The 21,269-nt window shown below is 48.8% G+C and carries 15 protein-coding genes; 10 read left to right on the plus strand and 5 right to left on the minus strand.

What is annotated here, in order from left to right; all coding sequences use genetic code 11:
- Nucleotides 1-249 precede the first annotated feature (249 nt).
- From H7F15_RS17425 to H7F15_RS17465, 9 genes are all read left to right on the plus strand, one after another.
- Nucleotides 250-1,893 carry a glycerol-3-phosphate dehydrogenase/oxidase gene (locus H7F15_RS17425; RefSeq protein WP_185198276.1) on the plus strand — a complete coding sequence of 548 codons (1,644 nt, stop codon included), beginning with the start codon at nt 250-252 and terminating at the stop codon, nt 1,891-1,893.
- Nucleotides 1,894-2,245: 352 nt separating this feature from the next.
- On the plus strand, nt 2,246-3,592 hold the full coding sequence (gene glpT / locus H7F15_RS17430) for a glycerol-3-phosphate transporter (RefSeq protein ID WP_185198277.1): 1,347 nt from the start codon (nt 2,246-2,248) through the stop codon (nt 3,590-3,592).
- Nucleotides 3,593-3,648: 56 nt separating this feature from the next.
- Entirely contained in the window at nt 3,649-6,894 is a 3,246-nt protein-coding gene (locus H7F15_RS17435) for a SusC/RagA family TonB-linked outer membrane protein (RefSeq protein ID WP_185198278.1), read from the plus strand.
- 19 nt (nt 6,895-6,913) lie between these two features.
- Nucleotides 6,914-8,377, plus strand: a complete 1,464-nt coding sequence (locus H7F15_RS17440) for a SusD/RagB family nutrient-binding outer membrane lipoprotein (RefSeq protein ID WP_185198279.1) — start codon at nt 6,914-6,916, stop codon at nt 8,375-8,377.
- A gap of 39 nt (nt 8,378-8,416) precedes the next feature.
- Nucleotides 8,417-9,655: a DUF5689 domain-containing protein gene (locus tag H7F15_RS17445; RefSeq protein ID WP_185198280.1), complete on the plus strand. Its 1,239-nt coding sequence runs from the start codon at nt 8,417-8,419 to the stop codon at nt 9,653-9,655.
- A gap of 218 nt (nt 9,656-9,873) precedes the next feature.
- Nucleotides 9,874-11,067, plus strand: coding sequence for a phosphatidylserine/phosphatidylglycerophosphate/cardiolipin synthase family protein (locus H7F15_RS17450; protein ID WP_185198281.1), 1,194 nt, complete (start codon nt 9,874-9,876; stop codon nt 11,065-11,067).
- Nucleotides 11,068-11,079: 12 nt separating this feature from the next.
- Nucleotides 11,080-12,504, plus strand: a complete 1,425-nt coding sequence (locus H7F15_RS17455; RefSeq protein ID WP_185198282.1) for a calcineurin-like phosphoesterase family protein — start codon at nt 11,080-11,082, stop codon at nt 12,502-12,504.
- Nucleotides 12,505-12,570: 66 nt separating this feature from the next.
- The gene (locus H7F15_RS17460; protein WP_255481314.1) at nt 12,571-13,488 is read left to right on the plus strand and encodes a glycerophosphodiester phosphodiesterase family protein; all 918 of its coding nucleotides are present in this window, start codon (nt 12,571-12,573) and stop codon (nt 13,486-13,488) included.
- A 122-nt stretch (nt 13,489-13,610) separates the two neighbouring features.
- Nucleotides 13,611-14,354 (plus strand): GDSL-type esterase/lipase family protein, encoded by a 744-nt coding sequence (locus tag H7F15_RS17465; protein ID WP_221627114.1) that lies wholly within the window; start codon nt 13,611-13,613, stop codon nt 14,352-14,354.
- A 460-nt stretch (nt 14,355-14,814) separates the two neighbouring features.
- On the opposite strand, the gene agaR is transcribed toward H7F15_RS17465, so the two are convergent.
- Both agaR and H7F15_RS17475 read right to left on the minus strand, forming a co-directional pair.
- Nucleotides 14,815-15,579 (minus strand): transcriptional repressor AgaR, encoded by a 765-nt coding sequence (agaR, locus tag H7F15_RS17470; protein WP_185198283.1) that lies wholly within the window; start codon nt 15,577-15,579, stop codon nt 14,815-14,817.
- Nucleotides 15,580-15,663: 84 nt separating this feature from the next.
- Nucleotides 15,664-16,281: a hypothetical protein gene (locus H7F15_RS17475; protein WP_185198284.1), complete on the minus strand. Its 618-nt coding sequence runs from the start codon at nt 16,279-16,281 to the stop codon at nt 15,664-15,666.
- A gap of 293 nt (nt 16,282-16,574) precedes the next feature.
- On the opposite strand from H7F15_RS17475, the gene H7F15_RS17480 reads away from it, so the two are divergent.
- Nucleotides 16,575-17,195 (plus strand): DUF1684 domain-containing protein, encoded by a 621-nt coding sequence (locus H7F15_RS17480; RefSeq protein ID WP_185198285.1) that lies wholly within the window; start codon nt 16,575-16,577, stop codon nt 17,193-17,195.
- Nucleotides 17,196-17,992: 797 nt separating this feature from the next.
- Here H7F15_RS17480 and H7F15_RS17485 read toward each other — a convergent pair.
- The 3 genes from H7F15_RS17485 to H7F15_RS17495 all read right to left on the minus strand — a co-directional run bounded on the left by H7F15_RS17485 (nt 17,993) and on the right by H7F15_RS17495 (nt 21,136).
- On the minus strand, nt 17,993-18,919 hold the full coding sequence (locus H7F15_RS17485; RefSeq protein WP_163915043.1) for an aspartate carbamoyltransferase catalytic subunit: 927 nt from the start codon (nt 18,917-18,919) through the stop codon (nt 17,993-17,995).
- Nucleotides 18,920-18,927: 8 nt separating this feature from the next.
- Nucleotides 18,928-19,476 carry a bifunctional pyr operon transcriptional regulator/uracil phosphoribosyltransferase PyrR gene (gene pyrR, locus H7F15_RS17490; RefSeq protein WP_185198286.1) on the minus strand — a complete coding sequence of 183 codons (549 nt, stop codon included), beginning with the start codon at nt 19,474-19,476 and terminating at the stop codon, nt 18,928-18,930.
- Between the two features lie 214 nt (nt 19,477-19,690).
- Entirely contained in the window at nt 19,691-21,136 is a 1,446-nt protein-coding gene (locus tag H7F15_RS17495) for a hypothetical protein (RefSeq protein WP_185198287.1), read from the minus strand.
- Nucleotides 21,137-21,269: the final 133 nt, after the last annotated feature.

Below are 21,269 nucleotides of genomic sequence, written 5' to 3' on the forward strand. Positions count from 1 at the left end.
GGTTATAAAGCGGGATGATTGGATAACTATAGTTGCGAAATGGTAAGCTTAACCCGAAATAATTTGAAACCTCTTTGTCTCGGTTAAAGCGGCTTGCTAAATGGCCCTGAAAAAAAATGTTGAACAAATCCGGCTAAACGGCTCATTAAAGATGATTTTGGTTATTTTTTTAAATTTCGTTTGGTTTTATATTGCATTTCTTTTTAGATTTAAACGAAATACAAAGAAAAATATAACAATAAATTAACAATGCGTTCGAAAGCAGCAGAAGCGGGAGGAAGTATCTTTGACCGGGCTACGTTTGTGGAGCAGCTACAGCAAAACACAACTGGCTGGGATGTAATTGTAGTGGGAGGTGGCGCAACAGGCTTAGGCGTGGCTGTTGATGCAGCAGCAAGAGGATACAAAACGCTGTTGCTGGAGCAGGCTGATTATGCAAAAGGCACCTCCAGCAGAAGTACGAAACTGGTACATGGCGGCGTGCGCTACCTGGCGCAGGGCGATGTAAGCCTGGTGTACGAAGCGTTGCGCGAGCGCGGCCTGTTATTGCAGAATGCACCACACCTGGTACGCGTGCAGCCATTTGTTATCCCAAGCTATAGTTTGTTCAACCAGGGATTTTATGGCATTGGGCTTAAAGTATATGACTGGATGGCCGGCAAATACAGGTTTAAGAAAACAGAGTTGCTGGGCAAACGCAAAATAAATAAACTGTTGCCAACTGTAGAGCAGAACGGTCTGAAAGGTGGTATCATTTATTATGATGGTCAGTTTGATGATGCCCGCCTGGCGGTGAACCTGGCGCAGACCTGTGCCGAGCAGGGAGGCGCGTTGCTTAACTATTTTAAAGTAACCGGATTGCTGAAAGCTGAAAATGGCAAAGTAGCCGGCGTAAAAGCCATGGACCTGGAAACAGGCGCTGCTTACGACCTGAAAGCAAAAGTGGTGATAAACGCTACCGGTGTGTTTGTGAACGATGTTCTGAAAATGGACAAGCCTGCGCAGGACCCATTGGTTCGTCCAAGCCAGGGAGTGCACGTGGTACTGGACAGATCGTTCCTGCAGAGCGAGGCCGCCCTGATGATACCGAAAACACCGGACGGCCGCGTGCTGTTCGCCGTGCCGTGGCATGACCATGTACTGGTAGGCACCACCGATACGCCGCTGAACAGCAGCAGCCTGGAGCCGACCGCCCTCGAAGAAGAGATTAGTTTTATATTGAATACGGCTGGCCAGTACCTGGTGCGCAAACCAACCCGCAACGATGTATTGAGCGTTTTTGCCGGTTTGCGTCCGCTGGCTGCGCCAGCCAAAGGCACTAACAGTACCAAAGAAATATCGCGCAGCCATAAACTGATCGTGGCAGATTCGGGGCTGGTGACGATAACAGGCGGCAAATGGACAACTTACCGCAAAATGGCGGAAGACACCATGGACGAAGCCATTAAGATCGGACAATTGCCGGTTAAGGCATGTGCTACTGCCGACCTTAAAGTGCATGGGCATGCCAAACCGCAGCCTGACCACCTGAGTGTGTACGGCAGCGATGCGCAGGGCATCCGTGCGTTGCTGGAACAGCGTCCGGAACTACAGCAGCAACTACACCCGGCCTTCCCGAACACGGCGGCAGAAGTGGTGTGGGCGGTGCGACACGAGATGGCCAGAACAGTAGAGGATGTACTTGCCCGCAGAATGCGTGTCCTGTTCCTGAACGCAAAAGCAGCTATCGAAATGGCTCCGGCTGTGGCAACTATAGTTGCTGCAGAGTTAGGGTTAAGCGATACCTGGAAACGTGCGCAGGTGGATGGTTTTATAGCACTGGCCAACCAGTACCTGCTAACGCCTTACATGCCTGCCGATACAAAAGAGGCAAGCGCAAGCCAGGTAGCTTAAACTATAGCAACAGATCATAGCTGCTGATAGCTGTGGTAACTATAGTTGCAGGCAGTTAATAATGAAAAATTGGAGTGCCTATATGGAGCAAATGTACTATAACAGTAGGTGTTTAATATAGGTAAAATTATATATTTTTCATTGGTAAATTTGTGCTATTATTTTAAGGCGTATGCCTGTGTTTTTAATTAAAAATCATTAATTAGCGCGTTATAACACCAGTTGTAGTGCTTAAGTAATAATACGAATAAAAAATTGCATCCGCGGAAGAATACAATTGTGCAGTTGATGAACAGCAGCCGGGATGCGATCTGAAAGTGAACCGAATAGCTTAAAATTTTACAAACAATATATGCGACTTATTTCACCGGCCCCACATGCTGATCGGTTGCCCTTGGAAAGAATAGATCCGGAATATAAGCGCCTGCGTCTTCAGGTTTTTCTCGGGATATTTATTGGTTACGCCGGGTACTACCTGGTTCGTAAAAACTTTTCGCTGGTAATGCCAGACCTGATCGCGCAGGGATATTCCAAAGCCGATCTGGGTTTTGCACTGTCAGGTGTGTCTATAGCCTATGGTTTAAGCAAGTTTCTGATGGGTAACGTGTCCGACAGGAGCAATGCCCGCAACTTCTTAACTATAGGTTTGGTGCTGTCTGCACTCACAATGATCTTTATGGGCCTGTCGCCATTCGCTACCAGCTCAATCATGATCATGTTTGTATTGCTGTTCCTGAACGGCTGGTTCCAGGGAATGGGCTGGCCTCCGTGCGGACGTGTTATGGTGCACTGGTTCTCCACAAAAGAGCGCGGCACAAAAATGTCGATCTGGAACGTGGCGCATAACGTTGGTGGTGGTCTTGTTGGCCCGCTGGCAATTGCTGCTGTCGCTATTTTTGGTACCTGGGAGAGCAAACTGTACTTCCCGGGTATTATTGCTTTATTATCAGCGCTAATCATTTACATGCTAGTGCGCGATACCCCTCAGTCCTGCGGTCTGCCAACTATAGAAGAGTATAAAAACGACTATCCGAAGAACTATTCTTCTGATCACGAAAAGGAGCTGAGCGCTAAAGAGATCTTCTTTAAATACGTGTTTAACAATCGCCTGCTATGGTACATCGCTTTTGCCAACGCATTTGTGTACCTGGTACGCTACGGCATCCTGGACTGGGCACCAACTTACCTCGAAGAAGCAAAAGGTTTTTCAGTGAAAGAAACAGGCTGGGCCTACTTTGCTTACGAGTACGCCGGTATACCGGGTACCCTACTTTGCGGCTGGATAAGCGATAAGATATTTAAAGGACGCCGTGCGCCTGCCACTATCATTTACATGGTGCTGGTACTGGTAGCGGTTATCGTTTACTGGAAAAACCCTGCCGGTAATATCTGGGTCGATAACATGGCCCTTATCGCTATAGGATTCCTGATTTACGGACCGGTTATGCTGATAGGCGTGCAGGCACTGGACCTGGTAGCCAAAAAAGCAGCCGGTACAGCAGCTGGCCTTACAGGTTTGTTCGGCTACATGGGCGGGGCGCTGTTCGCCAATATTGCCATGGGCTTTGTAGTAGATGCCTGGGGCTGGGACGGCGGTTTTATAGTGCTGATTGCAGCCTGTCTGCTTTCGATCTTCTTTACTGCCCTTACCTGGAATAAAGAAAAAGTCAACCTCGGATTAACACAATCAAATCAATAACACAACAATCTAATTACCCAAGATAAACGCTCAATACCAGTTTTAAAACCAATCAGATGGAAAAACGTTTACACCCGCCCAAAAGGAGCAGGAATAGCCTGAAGAAAAGTCTCTGGCTTTGCTCGTGCCTGCTGTTAGCAGGAAACGGCCTGGCGGTAGATGCAGCAGCGTCTCCCGTGTATGTGCAGACTCCCCAGACACAAAAAGTTACGGTAAAAGGTAAAGTAATTGCCGGCGACGACGGAAGCGCGCTGCCAGGTGTAACTATACTTGCAAACCAGCAGCCTATTGGCGTAACCAACATTGATGGTAACTACCGTGTAGACGTTGAAAAAGGCTCTGTGCTTACTTTCCGTTTCGTAGGTTACCAGCAGCAAAATGTAACTATAACCAAGCCGGAAGAGGCCCTGGCTATAACACTTACCCCGGACAGCAAGCAGCTTTCGGAAGTAGTAGTAACGGCTCTTGGCATTAAGCGTGAAGAAAAAGCGCTGGGCTATGCTGTATCGCAGGTAAAAGGCGAAGAACTGACACAGGCTATCTCCAACAACTGGACAGATGCCCTATCCGGTAAAGTAGCTGGTCTGAACATGGTAAAATCGGGTGGTGGCCCGGCAAGTTCCAACAAGATCATCCTTCGTGGCGAGAACAACCTGTCAGGTAGCAACGAAGCCCTGATCGTGGTGGACGGTGTGATCATGAGCAGCCCGCGTACCGGTTCAGGAAGTGGTGCTTACCTGTCTTCAGATAACGCCATTGACTTTGGTAACCCGCTGAACGACATCAACCCGGAAGATATTGAAAGTGTATCGGTGCTGAAAGGCCCGGGTGCAGCAGCACTTTACGGTGCACGTGGCGCCAACGGAGCGATCATCATCACTACCAAGTCTGGTAACTCCAAGAAAAAAGGTATTGGTGTAACGTTGAACTCCAACACAACTGTAAGCACTATCTCTAACTGGCCTGATTACCAGTACGAATACGGACAAGGGTTAGGCGGACAGGACCTGTGGTACTCTTACCTGAACACCGAAGACGGTAAAAGCACCAAGAGCACCAGCTCGGCCTGGGGACCACGCTTTAACGGACAGAGCTACTACCAGTACGACCCTGTAACCGGAACAACAGGCGCTACCCGTACACCTTGGGTGCCTTACAAAAACAACCGTAAAGACTTCTTCGAGGCTGCCAAAACATTTACAAACAGCATCAGCATCGATGGCGGAACAGACAAGACATCTGCCCGTTTGTCTTACACTAACCTGCAGAACACCTGGATCGTGCCAAACACCGGTTATTCCCGTAACACGCTGGCTCTTTCCCTGAACCATAAAGTAACAGATAAACTGCAGTTCTCTTCTAAGGTTAACTATACCAGCAATATCAGCGATAACCTGCCATCTACGGGGTATAACAACCACACTATCATGTACTTCATCAGGGGCTTATCTCCTAACATTGACCTGAACTGGTTTAAACCTTACTGGTTGCCTGGTCAGGAGGGCTTAAAGCAGAACAGCCCGTTCAGTGGTATCCTGGATAACCCGTACCTGCAGGCGTATGAGATGCTGAATAAATCGAACCGTGATGGTATAGTTGGTAACATTTCGGCAACTTACAACTTCACACAGGACCTGAGCCTGATGGTTCGCTCTTCACTGGAGTTTTCGCATGAGTCGCGTTCGCAGCAGCGCCCTTGGGATACTGAGAAGTTCCCGCTGGGTATGTACCGCACACAGTCGATCTTCAGCCGCGAGATGACCAACGATTTTATGGTTCGCTATAACCGCGATATCTCCGATAAATTTAAGGGTGGTATCTCTTTTGGTGGTAGCGCCATGACAAACCGCTACACACGTGATGAGCTGAGAGCTGATAAACTGCTGGTACCAGGCGAATACAAGTTCTCTAACAGCAAGGAAGTGCCATTGTCTTATCCTAACCGCTTAGGCTATAATGTGAACAGCATTTATGCTCTGGCCGAGTTCAGCTACGACAACGTGATCTTCCTGGACCTGACCAGCCGCCAGGACTGGACCAGTACGCTGGCCAGCCCTGCCAAGCCAAATCCGAAGCCTTTCTTTTACCCATCTGTTAACCTGAGCGGTGTCATCTCTGATATGGTGCAGCTGCCAAACTATGTATCGTTCCTGAAAGTGAGAGGTTCATGGTCTAAAGTTGGTAGCGGTGGTGTATCTCCTTACCTGACTACGTTCGCTTATGGCGTGGAAGAAGGATTTACTTCAGGTCTTGCTAACCCAAGATTACTTCCAAACCCGGATCTTCTGCCACTTTCTACAGTAAGTACAGAATTTGGTCTGGATGTACGCCTGTTCAACAACAGATTAGGCTTCGATATGTCGGTATACCAAAGCAAGACCTATGACCAGATCCTGCAGGCACCGATCGATAAATCAACAGGTTACAGCGAGATCGTGCTGAACGCCGGTGAAGTGCAGAACAAGGGTATCGAGATTCAGGCAAATGCCAAACTGTTGCAGAACAAGGACGGCCTGAACATTGACCTGTTCGGTACTTATGCCTCAAACAGAAACGAAGTAGTAGAACTGGTAGACAGCCTTACAACTTTTGTACAGTCTATAGGGCCTGGTTCGCGTGGTACAATGGAAGCCCGCGTAGGTGGCCCGATGGGTGCCCTGTATGGCCTTGGCTACGAGCGTGCTCCAGACGGACAGATCATTTACGACGAGAATGGTTTACCAATACTGGGCCAGGAAGCAAAATACCTGGGCAAAGTAACCCCAGACTGGAAAGGTAGCATCGGTACAAACGTGCGCTATAAGAACTTCGGCCTGAACGTGCTGTTCGATGGCCAGTTTGGTGGAGTAGCTTACTCCCTGACACACGCTGTGCTGATGGAAGAAGGTAAACTTGAGAAATCTCTGCCAGGCCGTTACAACGGTATCATCGGTGATGGTGTGATCAAGAATGCTGACGGTACTTACCGCCCGAACGATGTGCTGGTAACCAACATGGAGACCTACTATAAGCGCCACTTCAGCCGCGATAACGTGGAAGCCAATACCTTCAGCACTGACTATATCAAGCTGCGCGAAGTTCGTCTGGATTACACAGTACCAGTATCAGTACTGCAGAAACTGAAACTACAGCGTGCCAGCATCGGTGTGTTTGGTCGTGACCTGTTCATGATCTCTGAGTGGCCTGCCTTTGATCCGGAGATCGGAACACTGAGCGGTGGCGGAGATATTATCTCTGGTTTCGAGATCGGCCAGTTCCCTCCAACCAGAACATTTGGTCTGAACCTGACTGTAGGTATCTAATTTTTAGGAAGAATTCATCATGAAAAAGATAAAATTATTCACCCTCACGGCAATGGCGGTTAGCTGCCTTGCCACCACATCCTGCACCAAGGATTTTGAGGAACTGAACACAAACCCGAATGCGGCGAGTAAAACTACCCCATCGTCGTTGCTGGCACCTGCCCTGCACGATGTGGTAACCCGCAACAACAACCGCGCCCTGCGTCTTACAAACGAGCTGATGCAGGTGCACGTGACTACCCTGGATACAGATGAGATCCACCGTTATGTGATCAGGCCTTCGGAGTCTGACTACATGTGGAACAACTGGTACCTGCAGCGCACCAACTTTATAGATATCTATAACAACGCGCTCCTGACACAGCAGAAAGGTTACATGGGCATCGGCCTGATCCTGGATGTTTGGGTTTCTTCCCTTATTACAGATATGTTCGGCGATGTACCATATTCTGATGCCAACAAAGGCCGCGAAGGAAAACTACAGCCGAAGTTCGACTCTCAGGAAACTATTTACAAAGACCTGTTTGCCAAGCTGGAAGAAGCGAATGCCCTGCTGGCAGCTGCCGAAACTGCAAAGGAAACGATAGCTGAAGATGAGAAGGCACTGGACCCGCTATTTTACGGTGATCTTGCAAAGTGGAGAAAGTTTGGTAACTCTCTTTACCTGCGCCTGCTGATGCGTGCTTCTGGCAGACCGGAAGTAGATGCACCAGCTAAGATCAGAGAGATAGTAGAGTCAAATGCTGCGTTCTACCCGATCATGGCAAACAATGAGGAGTCGGCTATTCTGCGCTACACCACTACCATGCCACTGACCTCTGCTTTCGCAGACATGCGTGAATATGACTTTAACGGCCCACACGGCTTGTCGGAATTCTTTGTTGATAACCTGAATGCTATGGGCGACCCACGCTTAAGCAAATGGGCGACCCTGTATGGTTCTGTTTACTCTGGTATACCAAGTGGCTATGTACCGGGCAACGTGCCGGAAAGACAGTCTTATTATCCGAAAGCGCTGATGAACGAGCCGCTGCTGGGTAACATCCTGAACTATGCCGAGGTACAGTTTATCCTTTCTGAAGCTGCGCTGCGTGGTTTTATCACGGCTGATCCGAAGACTTATTACGACAGAGGCGTAAGCAGCGCAATTACGATGTGGACGCTTGAAGTACCAGCCGGGCACCTGGCCAAGCCAACAGTAGCCTTTAACGAAGCCGGAGATTTTGATGCGAAGTTAGAGCAGATCATGCTGCAGAAATACTTCACCCTGTTCTTTACCGACTTCCAGCAATGGTATGAGTACCGCAGAACCGGGCACCCTGTATTACCGAAAGGCCCAGGTCTGCAGAACAACGGGGTAATGCCTTCGCGCTTCCGCTATCCTGTATATGTGCAGTCGTTGAACGGTGCCAACTATAGCGCTGCCGTTGCAGCAATGGGCGGCGACGACATCAACACGAAAGTATGGTGGGATGTAGACTAAGAGCAGAAATTTAAACTATAAGAATTAAGACAATACGTCATGAAAAATAGCTATTTATCATTTCTGGCCATCTGCTTAGCTGTTGTAGGCTTTACTTCCTGTATAAAGGAAGACCCGAACCCGGCGAGCGGAACCCCTAACCCGGTGGCATCTTTGTATGTGGTGCGTGATGCGTACCACGGAGGAGACCTGGAACTTGGTACCGGACCTTTGTTTGGCGCTCACCTGATCGGTGGAGTAGTGGTTTCAGATCCGGCTGGCAACAACTGGCCTGCCGGCTATGTAGCCATCCAGGATTCGTGGAGAGGCATGAAGCGCGGTATTCTGCTGGACCTGGGCGAGCAGGCTGCTGCTAACTACGCCGTGGGCGACTCTGTACAGTTTGATGTAAGAGGCACAAAAGTGACACGCAAGAATGGTGTGTTGCAGGTACTGGGCCTGAACCCAACGGCTATCCAGAAAAAAGCCACCGGCCTTCCGGTAGCTCCGACAACTGTTTCGGTTGGCGAACTGCTGAACAATTTCGAGAAATATGAGAGCACGCTGGTAATGGTAACCGGCGACATGGATCCGCTACCGGTTACCGGTGAAACGTATGCAGGCCAGAAGCAGATAGGGGATGGCTCTGGAAGTACGATCACGCTGCACACCGCTGCTGATGCAGCTTTTGCAGGCCGTAAGTTACCCGCCAGTGCCAGCTTTATTGGTGTTGCAACTATAGAAGACGGCAAGCCTGTAATACGCATGCGTAACCTTGCAGATGCTGTGAATGCCAGTGGTCCTATTTATGCAGGCTGGCCTGAGAGCTTCGAGATTCCGGATTATAACGAGAAGAAGAGCTACGACATGGGCAACAACGACAGACAACTTTCGACAGGTAACTGGACATTGTACCAGTCTATCTTAGAGCAGACTGCCGGCCGTGACGTGATCGTTTCAGGTAAGCAGGCGGTGCGTTTCAACCAGAAGAGAACTGACTCAGCGCTGCTGCAGATGAACTTTGACCTGCCAAACGGTGCATCTAAAGTAACAGTATGGTATGCCACCTACTACACCGACCCAACCAGCAAATGGAAACTGGAGTATTCGCAGGACCAGGGTGCTACCTGGACACAGATCGGAAATGTGGTGTCTGATGTAGAGCGTAACCATAAAATGGCCACCTTCCTGATGGATATTTCCGGACCGGTGCGCTTCAGAATCAACAAGCTGGGTCTTGGTACAACAGAGCCGAACGGCCGCCTTGGTATCGATGACTTTGCAGTTTACCAGAACTAATTCTAATCTTTATTTTGACCTTTGACTAAGAGGCAGCCCGTTTTGAGCGCTGCCTCTTTTTTAAACTTTGCCAGTGCCAACTATAGCATTGTTCCGGAGCCCAGCTCTCCAACTATAACACGACCCGATTTCGGCATTCCAAGTCAACCAGTTTTTACAGCCGGGCCACACAGCTCTGCTTCACCTGAACTATAGCTGCCATAAAAGCACTTAGTATTATGTACAAGCCAACCTCTCTTTTAGTAGCCTTAATGCTGTTGTTCGTTTCCTGTTCCGATGACAGTACGAGCAACCCGACTCCTACCCCTGATGTGCCGGAAAAAGAAACGGTAACGCCTGTAAATGCCGCTTTCCCGGATGCCGTATTTACAGATGTAACCCAGGTATCACAGGGCAAAACATCCTTAACCATCTTAGACCGCCTGATCGCCCTGATCAATGCCACCCCCGAAGGTGAAACCATCCACCTGAATATTTTCCTGTTCAATTACCAGCCCCTGGTGCAGGCCGTTAAAACTGCCAGCGAGCGCGGTGTGATCATGAACGTGATGATGGACCTGAGCCGGGAAGAATCACATGATACAAATCCGCTTGTTTACCACGATCTGAAACGTACGGTAGAAGCAAAAAAAGGCAAGGTGATCACTATTGTGAACGATGCCAGTACCACCGCCATTAACCACAACAAGTTCGTCATCTTTACCAAAGTAAAAACTACCAATGGCGATGTTCCTAATGTAGTTTTCCAGACATCCCACAACTTTACAGAGGCAGATGCACGCAAATTTCAGGACGCGATTATGTTAACGCATACGGGTTTGTACGATGCCTATAAAACTTACTGGGCCGACATGCAGGCCAAAGCAACTGCCGGCATGAAAGACTACTACTATAAAGAATACACCGATGCCGGCACAGGCATAACCGCTTACTTCATGCCCAAGCGCCGCAACGGAACAGCCTACGGCGAAGACACGATCATCGAATTCCTGAACAGCATACAGGACCCGGCCACAGCAACTATAAAAATAGGCATGTCGGACTGGACCAACACCCGCCTGAACATTGTGCAGAAGCTGGCCGAACTGCAGACAAAGGGCGCCAAGATAGAAGTGGTGGTAAAAGATAAGATTGACGACAGTATTATGACCGGGCTGCGCGACATGCAAAAGAAAGGTGCTTACCTGAAAGTGTACGACATCAGCAAGGCCAACATCCACTCCAAGTTCCTCCTGATAGAAGGGAACTGGCAGGGCAACGGCAACGCAAAGGTACTGATCACGGGCTCGCATAACTTTACACAGAACGCCCTGCGCAACAACAACGAAACCATGGTACTGCTGAAGAACCACGCGCTATTTACAAACTATAGCGCCTACTTCGAGCGCCTGAAAGCTGTACCGGGTATTTAAACTATAGCAACGATGAAGAGAAGATCCTTTTTAGAACGAGTACTTATTTTTTCGGGCGGACTGATACTGAGCGGTGGCTATAGTTCTGCCCTGGCCGGTACATCCAAAGCAACTATAACAGGCGTTGTAAAAGCAGGCAATAAAAAGCTGGCAGGTGTTATCGTATCGGATGGCTATAGTGTGGTGAAGACCAACCGCAAAGGTAAGTACAAGCTGCCGGCAAACGAGCAGGCTAAATTTGTGTGGGTATCGGTGCCAGCCGGGTATGATTTCCCAAACGAGAACGGCATTGCCCGCCATTACCAGCTACTGAACAAGGAAAGCGAGCAGAACTATAACTTCGAACTGACTCCGCTTGCCACCGACGATTCAAAACACAATTTCATTATCTGGGCAGATCCGCAGCCACGCAACAAAAGAGATGCGCAGCGCATGCTGAGCGAATCGGTGCCGGATGTGCAGCAGACCCTGGCTGGCATGGCCGCCGGTACGCTGGTGCACGGCATTACAGTCGGCGACATTACCTGGGATAATCCTGAACTATACAAAGACTATGACCAGGGCGTGGCTACGATGGGAATTCCGTTTTTCCAGGTGCTTGGTAACCACGACCAGGACCTGAACAAAGGCGGCGATGAAGTGTCGGATAAGACGTTTGAAGCCACTTACGGCCCTACTTATTACTCGTTTAACCGCGGCAAGGTGCATTATGTGGTAATGGACGACGTGCGCTACCTGGGCAAGGACAAACAATACGACGGTTACATTACAGAGCGCCAGCTGAGTTGGCTGAAGAAGGACCTGGCTATGGTGCCAACCGATAACCTTGTGATACTTTGTGCACACATCCCGATACACTGGGGCGTTAAAAACAGAGAGGAGCTTTACCCGATCCTGAAAAACCACAAGGTACACATCATGACCGGGCACACGCACTATAACCGCAACGTGATTGAGGAAGGCATTTTTGAGCACAACACCGGCACGGTATGCGGTAACTTGTGGACCGGCCCTGTTTGCGGCGACGGCGCTCCGGGCGGCTATGCAGTTTACGAAGTAAATGGCACCGATCTGAAATGGTACTACAAATCTACCGGCTTTGATGCGACTCACCAGATGACACTATATGTGCAGCCACAGGAGGGACAAACCCGCGTGCTGGCAAACGTCTGGAACTGGGATCCGGAATGGAAAGTAGAATGGTGGGCTGATGAACAGTACAAAGGCGCCCTGCAAAACATTGTTTCTTACGACCCGGTAGCATGGGAACTATACCAGGGCGACCAGTTACCGAAAGGCCGCACCTATGTAGAGCCACGTGAAACAGAGCACTTCTTTGAAATGTTTGTGCCAGCCGGAGCAAAGCAGGTGAAAGTAGTAGCCACCGACCGCTTCGGGAACAAATACGAAAGCACCAAAGCTGTTACAGAACTATAGTTCAGACTGGATTTCATCAATTTTGAGGACACCAACTATAGGAGCCAAAATAAAAGAGCATAAAACATGATCCGTAAAATAGTACCTGTTGCATTGGCCGCCGTACTGCTGATGACAGGATGCAAAAGCACAGAAACCATAACGCAGCAGAAACCAGCGCTGCCTGCTTTTGATACCGAAGGCCACCGCGGCGCACGCGGCCTGATGCCCGAAAACACCATTCCGGCCATGATGAAAGCGCTGCAACTGGGCGTTACTACCCTGGAAATGGACACACACATTACCAAGGACGGCAAAGTAGTGGTAACCCACGACCCGTACATCAACTACCTGTATGCCCGCACACCGGACGGAAAGGACATCCCAAAATCGGATGAGAAGAAGTACCCGGTTTACCAGCTGAACTATGACCAGGTACGCCAGTTTGAGATGGGAACCAAGTTTTACGACAAGTACCCGCAACAGCAGAAACTGAAGACCTATATTCCGTTGCTTTCGGAGCTGATCGATTCGGTGCAGACGCACCTGAAAGAAAATAACCTGCCGCAGGTATTCTACAACATCGAAACCAAATCGGTGGCAGACGGCGACAACGTGATACACCCGGAGCCGGAAGTATTCACGACCAAACTGGTGGAAGTGCTGGAAGCAAAGAATCTGGCGGAATGGGTAATTGTGCAGTCTTTTGATCCGCGCAACCTGCAGGTGCTGCACCAAAAATATCCGCACATAAAGGCATCGTTGCTGGTGAGCAATAAGGACAGCTTTGAGGAAAACCTGGAGCGCCTGGGCTTCACCCCGGATGTGTACAGCCCCAACTATAAGCTGGTAACCCCGGAGCTGCTTGCCAAAGCGCACGCCAAAAACATAAAAGTAATTCCCTGGACGGTAAACGAGCTGGAAGACATTAAACGCCTGAAAGCCATGGGCGTGGACGGCATCATCTCGGATTATCCGAACCTGTTTAACGAGCTGCAGAATTAAGAGTGGTGTTTTAATTCTAATTGTCGATCTCTACTCCTTACTTAGGCAAAATTTGTGGTAAGATGCATTGCCTTTGGAAGGGGTAGGGGGAAGACGCTGCACAAGCCTTTTTTAACAACACAATGAAACTGAAACATACCCTTATTCTATTTTCTGTTTTCTGTGCTTTTATAGTTGCCCCGGCAGCACACGCGCAGGAGGACCCGGAAACCAATCCCAGCCCTTCTATTCTGATGGAGGAAGGCACAAAGCCTGAAAAAGTAAAATACGACAGCACCTACCGCCCGGCTACCTGGCAGGTGCAGGTCGATTATTTCCGCCATTTCCCGAACTCGAAGAAGGACATCATTTTTTTAGGCAACAGCCTTACCGCCCACATGGACTGGCTGGAACTGCTTGGCGAGAAGCACGCCCGCAACCGTGGCATCTCCAGCGACATTACGTTTGGAGTACTGGAGCGGCTGGACGAAGTAATTGAAGGAAAGCCGGCCAAAGTGTTTCTGCTGATCGGGATAAACGATATTTCGCGCAACGTGCCCGAAGAAGTGATACTTGCTAACTATAGCAAGATTGTGCGCCGCATAAAAGCAGGCTCGCCGAAGACTAAAATTTACGTACAGACGCTGCTGCCTACCAATAACAGCTTCGATAAGTTTAAAAAGCACTATAACAAAGAGAAGCAGACCGCCACAGTAAACCAGGGCATTAGGCAGCTCGCCGCGCAGGAGCATATAACGGTCATAGACCTCAACCCGCATTTTGCCGACAGCAACGGGCAACTGAAAACCGAATACACCCACGACGGCCTGCACTTAACTATAGAAGGCTACAAAAAGTGGGCTGAGCTACTGAAGAAATATTTATAGTTTGAGAAAGAAGAACAGGGCCTCGCAATATGCGGGGCTTTTGTTGTCTGACCATGCCGCAAGTTTGCAATTTGTGGTAACTATGTCACCAGTTAGTAACTGGCGTATAGTACAATCAGAAAACCAAAGTTTAACAGATAGCTATAGTTGGGAAGAGCTTATAGTTGTAATATGTACCATGGCGCGGGCATCTTCGCTTGTGTAGAACTATAGTTTGGGCCTCCGGCCCAGTTGGATCACAGATATAACTTTATAAGTATGTTACAGATCACAGATCTACGCCAGCATACTGTTTCTGCAGGAGTAGGAATTATGGTATAGTAGGTTATAGTTCCGCAGAGTTTGAGGAATAGTTCTATAGTTTACAGAATCCTGTATATCCATAAATCCTGATTCGGACAGTTAGTTGCATAGCGGAGAAGCAGGGTTTTGTATCTCTGCATTGTAGCTATAGTTGGGGTTAAACTATAGTTACCTTAATCCCCATTCCTTCCAGCGTTTTTACGGTGTATTCTGAAATGCCGCTGTCGGTAATGATCTGGTCAATGTCTTCAAAGCCGCATATCTTGCCGAAGCCCCGCTTGCCAAACTTGGTAGAATCGGCCAATACGATCGTTTTCTGGGATACTTTGATCATGCGGCGGTTCAGGTGAGCTTCCATTACGTTGGTGGTGCTCAGTCCAAAGTCCAGGTCAATGCCATCTACTCCTAAAAACAGTTTGCTGCACGAGAAATCAGAAAGGATACTTTCGGCATAAGGGCCGGTTACCGACGACGAGCTTTTGCGCAGCACGCCACCTAATTGCATTACTTCAATATCGGGGTGGCGGTTTAGTTCCAGGGCAATATTAAGCGAGGGCGTAATAACCGTTAAATTGGTTTTAGCCTGTATGTTGCGCGCCATAGCCAGCACCGTGGTACCCGAGGCAATAAGGATAGAGTCGTTGGGTTGTAACATGCTGGCAGCTGCCGCGCCGATACGCATTTTTTCGCTGGCCTGTATCTTTTCCTTCTCGTTAACGGAGCGGTCTACAGTGTAGGGGTTATTGGCGGTGGCTCCCCCATGTGTCCTGAACAGAAGGCCCTTGTCTTCCAGCAGTTTCAGGTCCTTGCGTATGGTAACCGACGAAACGCTGAGTTTATCGCAGAGATCCAGCACGTTAACCTGCCCCTCCTGCTTCAAGCTGTTTAAAATATGCTGGTGTCGTTCTGCTAATGTTAACATAGGGGGTGAGGTATAGTATTATACCTGTAAATATAGCGTTTTTTGCAGACTAATGGAACTACCAGTTATGCTACATTTATTGTATTAATACTTTGCCGGCTGCTTTTCATCTCTGTTCGCTGACATCTCTTTTAAAAGCAAGGAGCACAGTTGATTTTCCAGGACCAGTAGTTCCAGGCTAAGGACTGAAAGCGGTTTCTGCGACAGCCGTTCAGGATTAAAGTAGGGAGCATCGCTCAGAAACTTCTGCTGCATAACGTATTCTGTAGCTCGCATAAGTCTCTGATCTGCAGGGCCTGCAAGCGATCTGGCTTTGCTGACCAAGCTGCTCAGTTTCTGTTTGGTGTTAAGGTTCTGGTATAGTTGTACTGCTTTTTCACCGCTATCCGATGGGTTCATCATCGTACCATTTTCGGCAATTCCACCAGCTTGATCAATATAATTCATGGCTAAGGTGTCCATAACCATAGCAATTTCAAAGACACTTTTGTGGAACTCCGGGTTAGGGCTATCTGCCAGTTTATCTTCGATCAGCGGGTAAAGCGTAAACCTGTTGGATGTGTTCAGGCTAACAGCATGACGCGATAGGTCTTGAAGGTCGTTCTCAGTTAAAGAGGTTTTCTGTTCGGTGCATCCTGAAACAAAAAGTAAACAACACAGGGAAATGGAAAGTAAAAAGCGTGAAAAGTGGTTTTGTGACATAGCTATAGTTTGTTCGAGCTGAGTGTATATGCTATCAAATATAGTCTTTTTTGATGATGGCTAACCTGTGAATGCCATAGTTGAGAAAGATGAGGTTATCCATCACAACGCCGAATTATAGTGATAACTATAGTTGTGAGCAGTCACGTGTTCCTCAGACTGGCAAATCAAAAGGGGACAAGGCAAAGGTCAGAACTATAGATAACACACCCGGCGCATGATAAGCTGTACTATATCTTTCCTTTCGACCCTAAAATTTACGACCTTTGCAGTGGACTTTAGCTATCGTTACCATGCAACGCCCTGTTAAGCTTATACTTTTTGCCGGCATCGCGCTGGTGCTTTTTTACTTTGTAAACGAGACCTTCTTCAGCGACGAGAACTATATTAAACCCCTCCTGAAAGAGCGCGAAGACAAAGACCTGTCGTTCAGAAGCCGCGCCAACACGCCCTTTACCGAGGAAGGCCGCCGCAGCTTTAAAAACCTGATCTATTACGAGCCAAACCTCGATTACCGCATACACGCCAAAATAGAGGAGTTGCCCAAGCAGGACACCCTGCTGATGACGCTTACCAATGGCAGTTACGAGCCTTACCTGCGCTATGCGCTTGCAAACTTTGAAATTGAAGGCCAGCCCCAACGCCTGACGCTTTACAAAAAGTTATCGGAAGATAAAGAGGAACTGTTCGTACCGTTTACCGACAAAACCAATGGGTTCGAGACCTATGGTGGTGGCCGTTACATGGATGTGCCTTTTAAAGACGATGCCAAATCCATAGTGCTTGATTTTAACCGCGCCTACAGCCCCTTCTGCGCTTATAACCCGGAGTACGTTTGCCCGGTACCTCCCAAAGACAACCGCTTAACTATAGCGATACCAGCAGGGGAGAAAACCTATGAGGTAAAGGAGTAACTATGTCTGAATCAGGATTTTCAGGATTGGAGGATTTACAGGATTAGGGCTGTGGCTATAGTTTGGGCTATAGTTTTATAGTTGCGGTAATCCAACCACCCCTGCCCCTCCTTATCCAAGGAGGGGAACTCTGATACTGTTATAGATTCAGATACAGTTCTATAGTTACAGCCCACGAACAGGACAGGTTTACCTGTCCCTACGGAAATGCAACCACGAGAAAACTGATCTGCTTGAACCAAGAGACAGTAAGCAAGCTATAGCAAAAGCATGAACTATCGAGCTTGATTTCAGTCTTTGGGTTGAGCGCCTTTGACTTGTTGCGGTGCCGAAGGCAACACGAGCTTTAGCGAGGATAGCAAGAAGGCAGCAGCGCGATGCCCGAAGACGGGGCCTCCCGGCCCAGGAGGGAGCCAAACAAACTATAAAACTGTAGGTAATTAGAGCTCCCAGGATTGAAAGCAGCTATAAAAGAGAAGGCTTGTGTCAAATAGTAGGCAAAGTAAACTATAGCACCAGACGCTAGCAGGAGCTGCGCACGCTGCTAGGTCTTTACAAACTATAGTCTGAGATAGATTTATCGCTGCACTCGAAATGACAATAGTTGAAATGAGCTATCAGACATATAAGATCCCTCGACTTCGCTCGGGATGACAAAAGAGAAACTATAGCTTATCAAACTATGACAGAGCTATTGGTGAACTTGTCCCTGTCGGGCCAGCTTAGTCGGGAGGCTAAACACTATGGTAAGCCACGAGCGAGGACGCTTGTGCCAGCAGAGTTAGCAACTATAGTTGTTACGCCGTTTTAGACGCTAACAAATACAACACCGCCATACGGATGGCAACGCCATTCTCTACCTGGTTCAAAATAATAGAATGATGCGAGTCGGCAGCGTCGGAGCTTAACTCTACGCCACGATTGATGGGGCCGGGGTGCATTAAAGTAATCTCCTTATCCAGGCTGTCCAGCATTTTCTTGTCGATGCCATAGTATAAGGTGTACTCGCGCAGTGATGGGAAATACTTCATTTGCTGGCGCTCTAATTGTATGCGCAGCACATTGGCCACATCGCACCATTGCAGGGCTTTGCGCACATCTAACTCTACTTTTACACCCAGTTCTTTAATGTATTTTGGCAGCAAGGTTATTGGTCCGCAAACCATTACTTCGGCACCTAATTTCTGCAGGGCAAAGATGTTAGATAGGGCCACGCGCGAGTGCAGAATATCGCCGATGATGACTACTTTTTTGCCTGCCACTTCGCCGTATTTTTCACGGATAGAGAAACTGTCTAAAAGTGCCTGGGTTGGGTGCTCGTGGGTACCGTCGCCGGCGTTTACGATGTTGGCGTTGATGTGGCGGCTCAGGAAATGCGGGGCTCCGGGGCTGGAGTGGCGCATCACGATCATGTCCACCTTCATGGCCAGAATGTTGTTGACCGTATCGAGCAGCGTTTCGCCTTTCTTAACGGAGCTACCGCTGCTGCTGAAGTTGATCACATCGGCAGAAAGGCGTTTCTCGGCCAGTTCAAACGACAGACGCGTGCGGGTAGAGTTCTCGAAGAAAACGTTGGCAATGGTGATATCGCGCAGCGAAGGCACTTTTTTGATCGGCCTGTTCAGTACATCTTTAAAATTATCCGCCGTCTCGAAAATGAGCTGTATATCTTGCGGAGTAATGTCTTTGATGCCTAACAGGTGCCTAACGCTGAGCTCTTGCATGGTAAAAGTTATTCTTCAGTTTTCGTGATCAGCCAGATGGTATCTTCCGGGGCATCCTGCGCTTTCCATTCCACCAAAACCCGTTGGCTTTGCAGCGAGTTTACCTGCCGGCCCACATAGGTTGCCTGAATGGGCAGATGGCGGGTGTACAGGCGGTCTATCAATACCAGCAGCTCTACGTTGGCAGGGCGACCATAGGCGATCATGGCATCCATGGCAGCCCTTACCGAACGACCCGTATACAGTACATCATCCACCAGAATTACCTTTTTCCCTTCAATCAGGAAATCGATCTTGGTGGCGTTGGCAGTAAGCGGTGTTTCGCGTCTACGGAAGTCGTCGCGGTGGAAAGTAGTGTCGAGGTAGCCAGTTGGGACTTGTTTGCCAAGTATAGTGGCCAGAGTTTGTTGTATGCGCTCTGCTACGTATTTGCCGCGTGGCTGCAGGCCCAATATAACAGAATCAGAAAAGTCGCCGTGGTTCTCGATGAGCTGATGGCACAAACGCATCACCATAATATCGAGCAACTGTTGGTTTACAATGAGTCTTTTCTGCATAACCGGAAGTATAGCTGCAAATATAGAAGAAATGGTTTGATTGTTAAATTGTTTATTGTTGATTGCTGCCTAATTGTTGAATTGTTGATGGTTAAATTGTTGGAGGTTGAGTGTGAATGGATTTACTTGTCTGATTCAGGGAAAAAATAATTTAACCATTTAACCATTTAACCATTTAACCATTTAACCATTTAACCATTTAACCATTTAACCATTAAAAAGAAACCTTGTTAATGTAGAAGACCATGCGGCTTTCGGAGCCGGGGGATTTTATGCGGTGCCAGCCGTATGCAGCAAAGTTTAAACCATACCAGCTGATGATGCCCGACAGGTTAGTGGAAGTGATCTTCGCGTCCGGGTTCTGGGGAAGTAGCTCGAAACTGGTTTCCTCTTCGGTATAAGCATCCTGGTTCATGTACTGGTAATGGATCTCGGCATCTTCATCGGGGTGGGCAATTACCACTTTGCCATCGGGGCTGGCCACAATTTCTACGGTAGGGCGCAGCTGGTTGCTTTCCACATCTTTCAGCGGAAAACTGTTATCCCAGAGCAGTACACCATCCTGGTCGAAACCGAGGGCTATTGCCTGGGTGCGGCGGTATAGTTTGGGTATCTGGGCCGAGCCTCCGCTTATAGTGTACATGCGGTAAAGGCTCCCGTTGTTTTCGGTAACATACACTTCGCCCGTCAGGATGTAGCCGTTTGTGGCCGGGTAAACATCATGCAGCAGCACGCGGTACTGCAGGCCGGGCTCTTTGCCGGCTTTCAGGCGGTTGGCTTCGCGTTTGCGGGCGCGTGCTTCGCGACGGGGCTTCATGTACTTGAAAAAGTTTTTGAGCTCTGTAAAACTATAGTAGCGGGCATCAGACCCATCAGAAGTTACCGGCGCAGCAAAAAAACCGGTGGCATAGCGCAGGTCGCGGTTTGCATAGGTGCCAAGTAGCAGCCTTTCGGTGGTGTCGCCGGGAGTAATTTCGGCAACAAGCGGCCTTTGCCCTGCCTTCGGGTGCATAAAATAATTGTTCAGCAGCTTGCCACCCGCATCAAACAGCTTGGTCTGCAACCGCGAAACACGACCATTCGACTCCGAAAGCACTACACTTACCTGGCTTTCAGGTTCCTGCACCAGTATATCCGAGAACGCAGATTCGGAACCGTACACCGATGGAAGTGGTTTTATCTCGCCGGTTTTTTCGTTCAGGTGCAGCAGGGTAGGGGTATTATCTTTTCCGGATCGCGATACCAGAAAGTAATTATCATCCACCACTTTAAAAACATACACCGAGTCTATGGCTTCGATCCGGAATTCGTGTTTCTGCACTGCGCCGGTCTGCAGGTTTAGCTTTACAAACTGAAACTCGTGTTTGTCTTTCCCGCTGAAGGCAATGTAGGTGTGTGGCAGCGCGGTGTAATGCGCCATGTATTTACTGATGGGGTGCAGCATTACCTGTTCCGTCCACATGGCCTGTAGTTGATGGTTGTACCGGGTAAACTGAAAAACAGGCGGATTGGTCCAGGTGCGATCGGTTCTGGTAAAAAGCAGCAGGCTGCTGTCGGGGGTGGCAATAAGTTCGGCTTCGGTCTTATAAAAGTCCAGGTCCAGCTCCAGACGGTTTGGCTGGGTGGGGGTTTGTGCAAACAGGGGCAAAACAGCGAGCACAACTAAAGTTAAGGGCAACAGGCATACTTTGTACATATCGCTAAGTATAGTATAGATTAGTACAGGGAAAGTATAAAAAATGGCGGCTAAAGCATTGTACTGCGTTTAGCCGCCATTCGTTGTTGTGTTGCGC

It is taken from the genome of Pontibacter sp. Tf4 (assembly GCF_014212495.1).
Classification (GTDB): domain Bacteria; phylum Bacteroidota; class Bacteroidia; order Cytophagales; family Hymenobacteraceae; genus Pontibacter.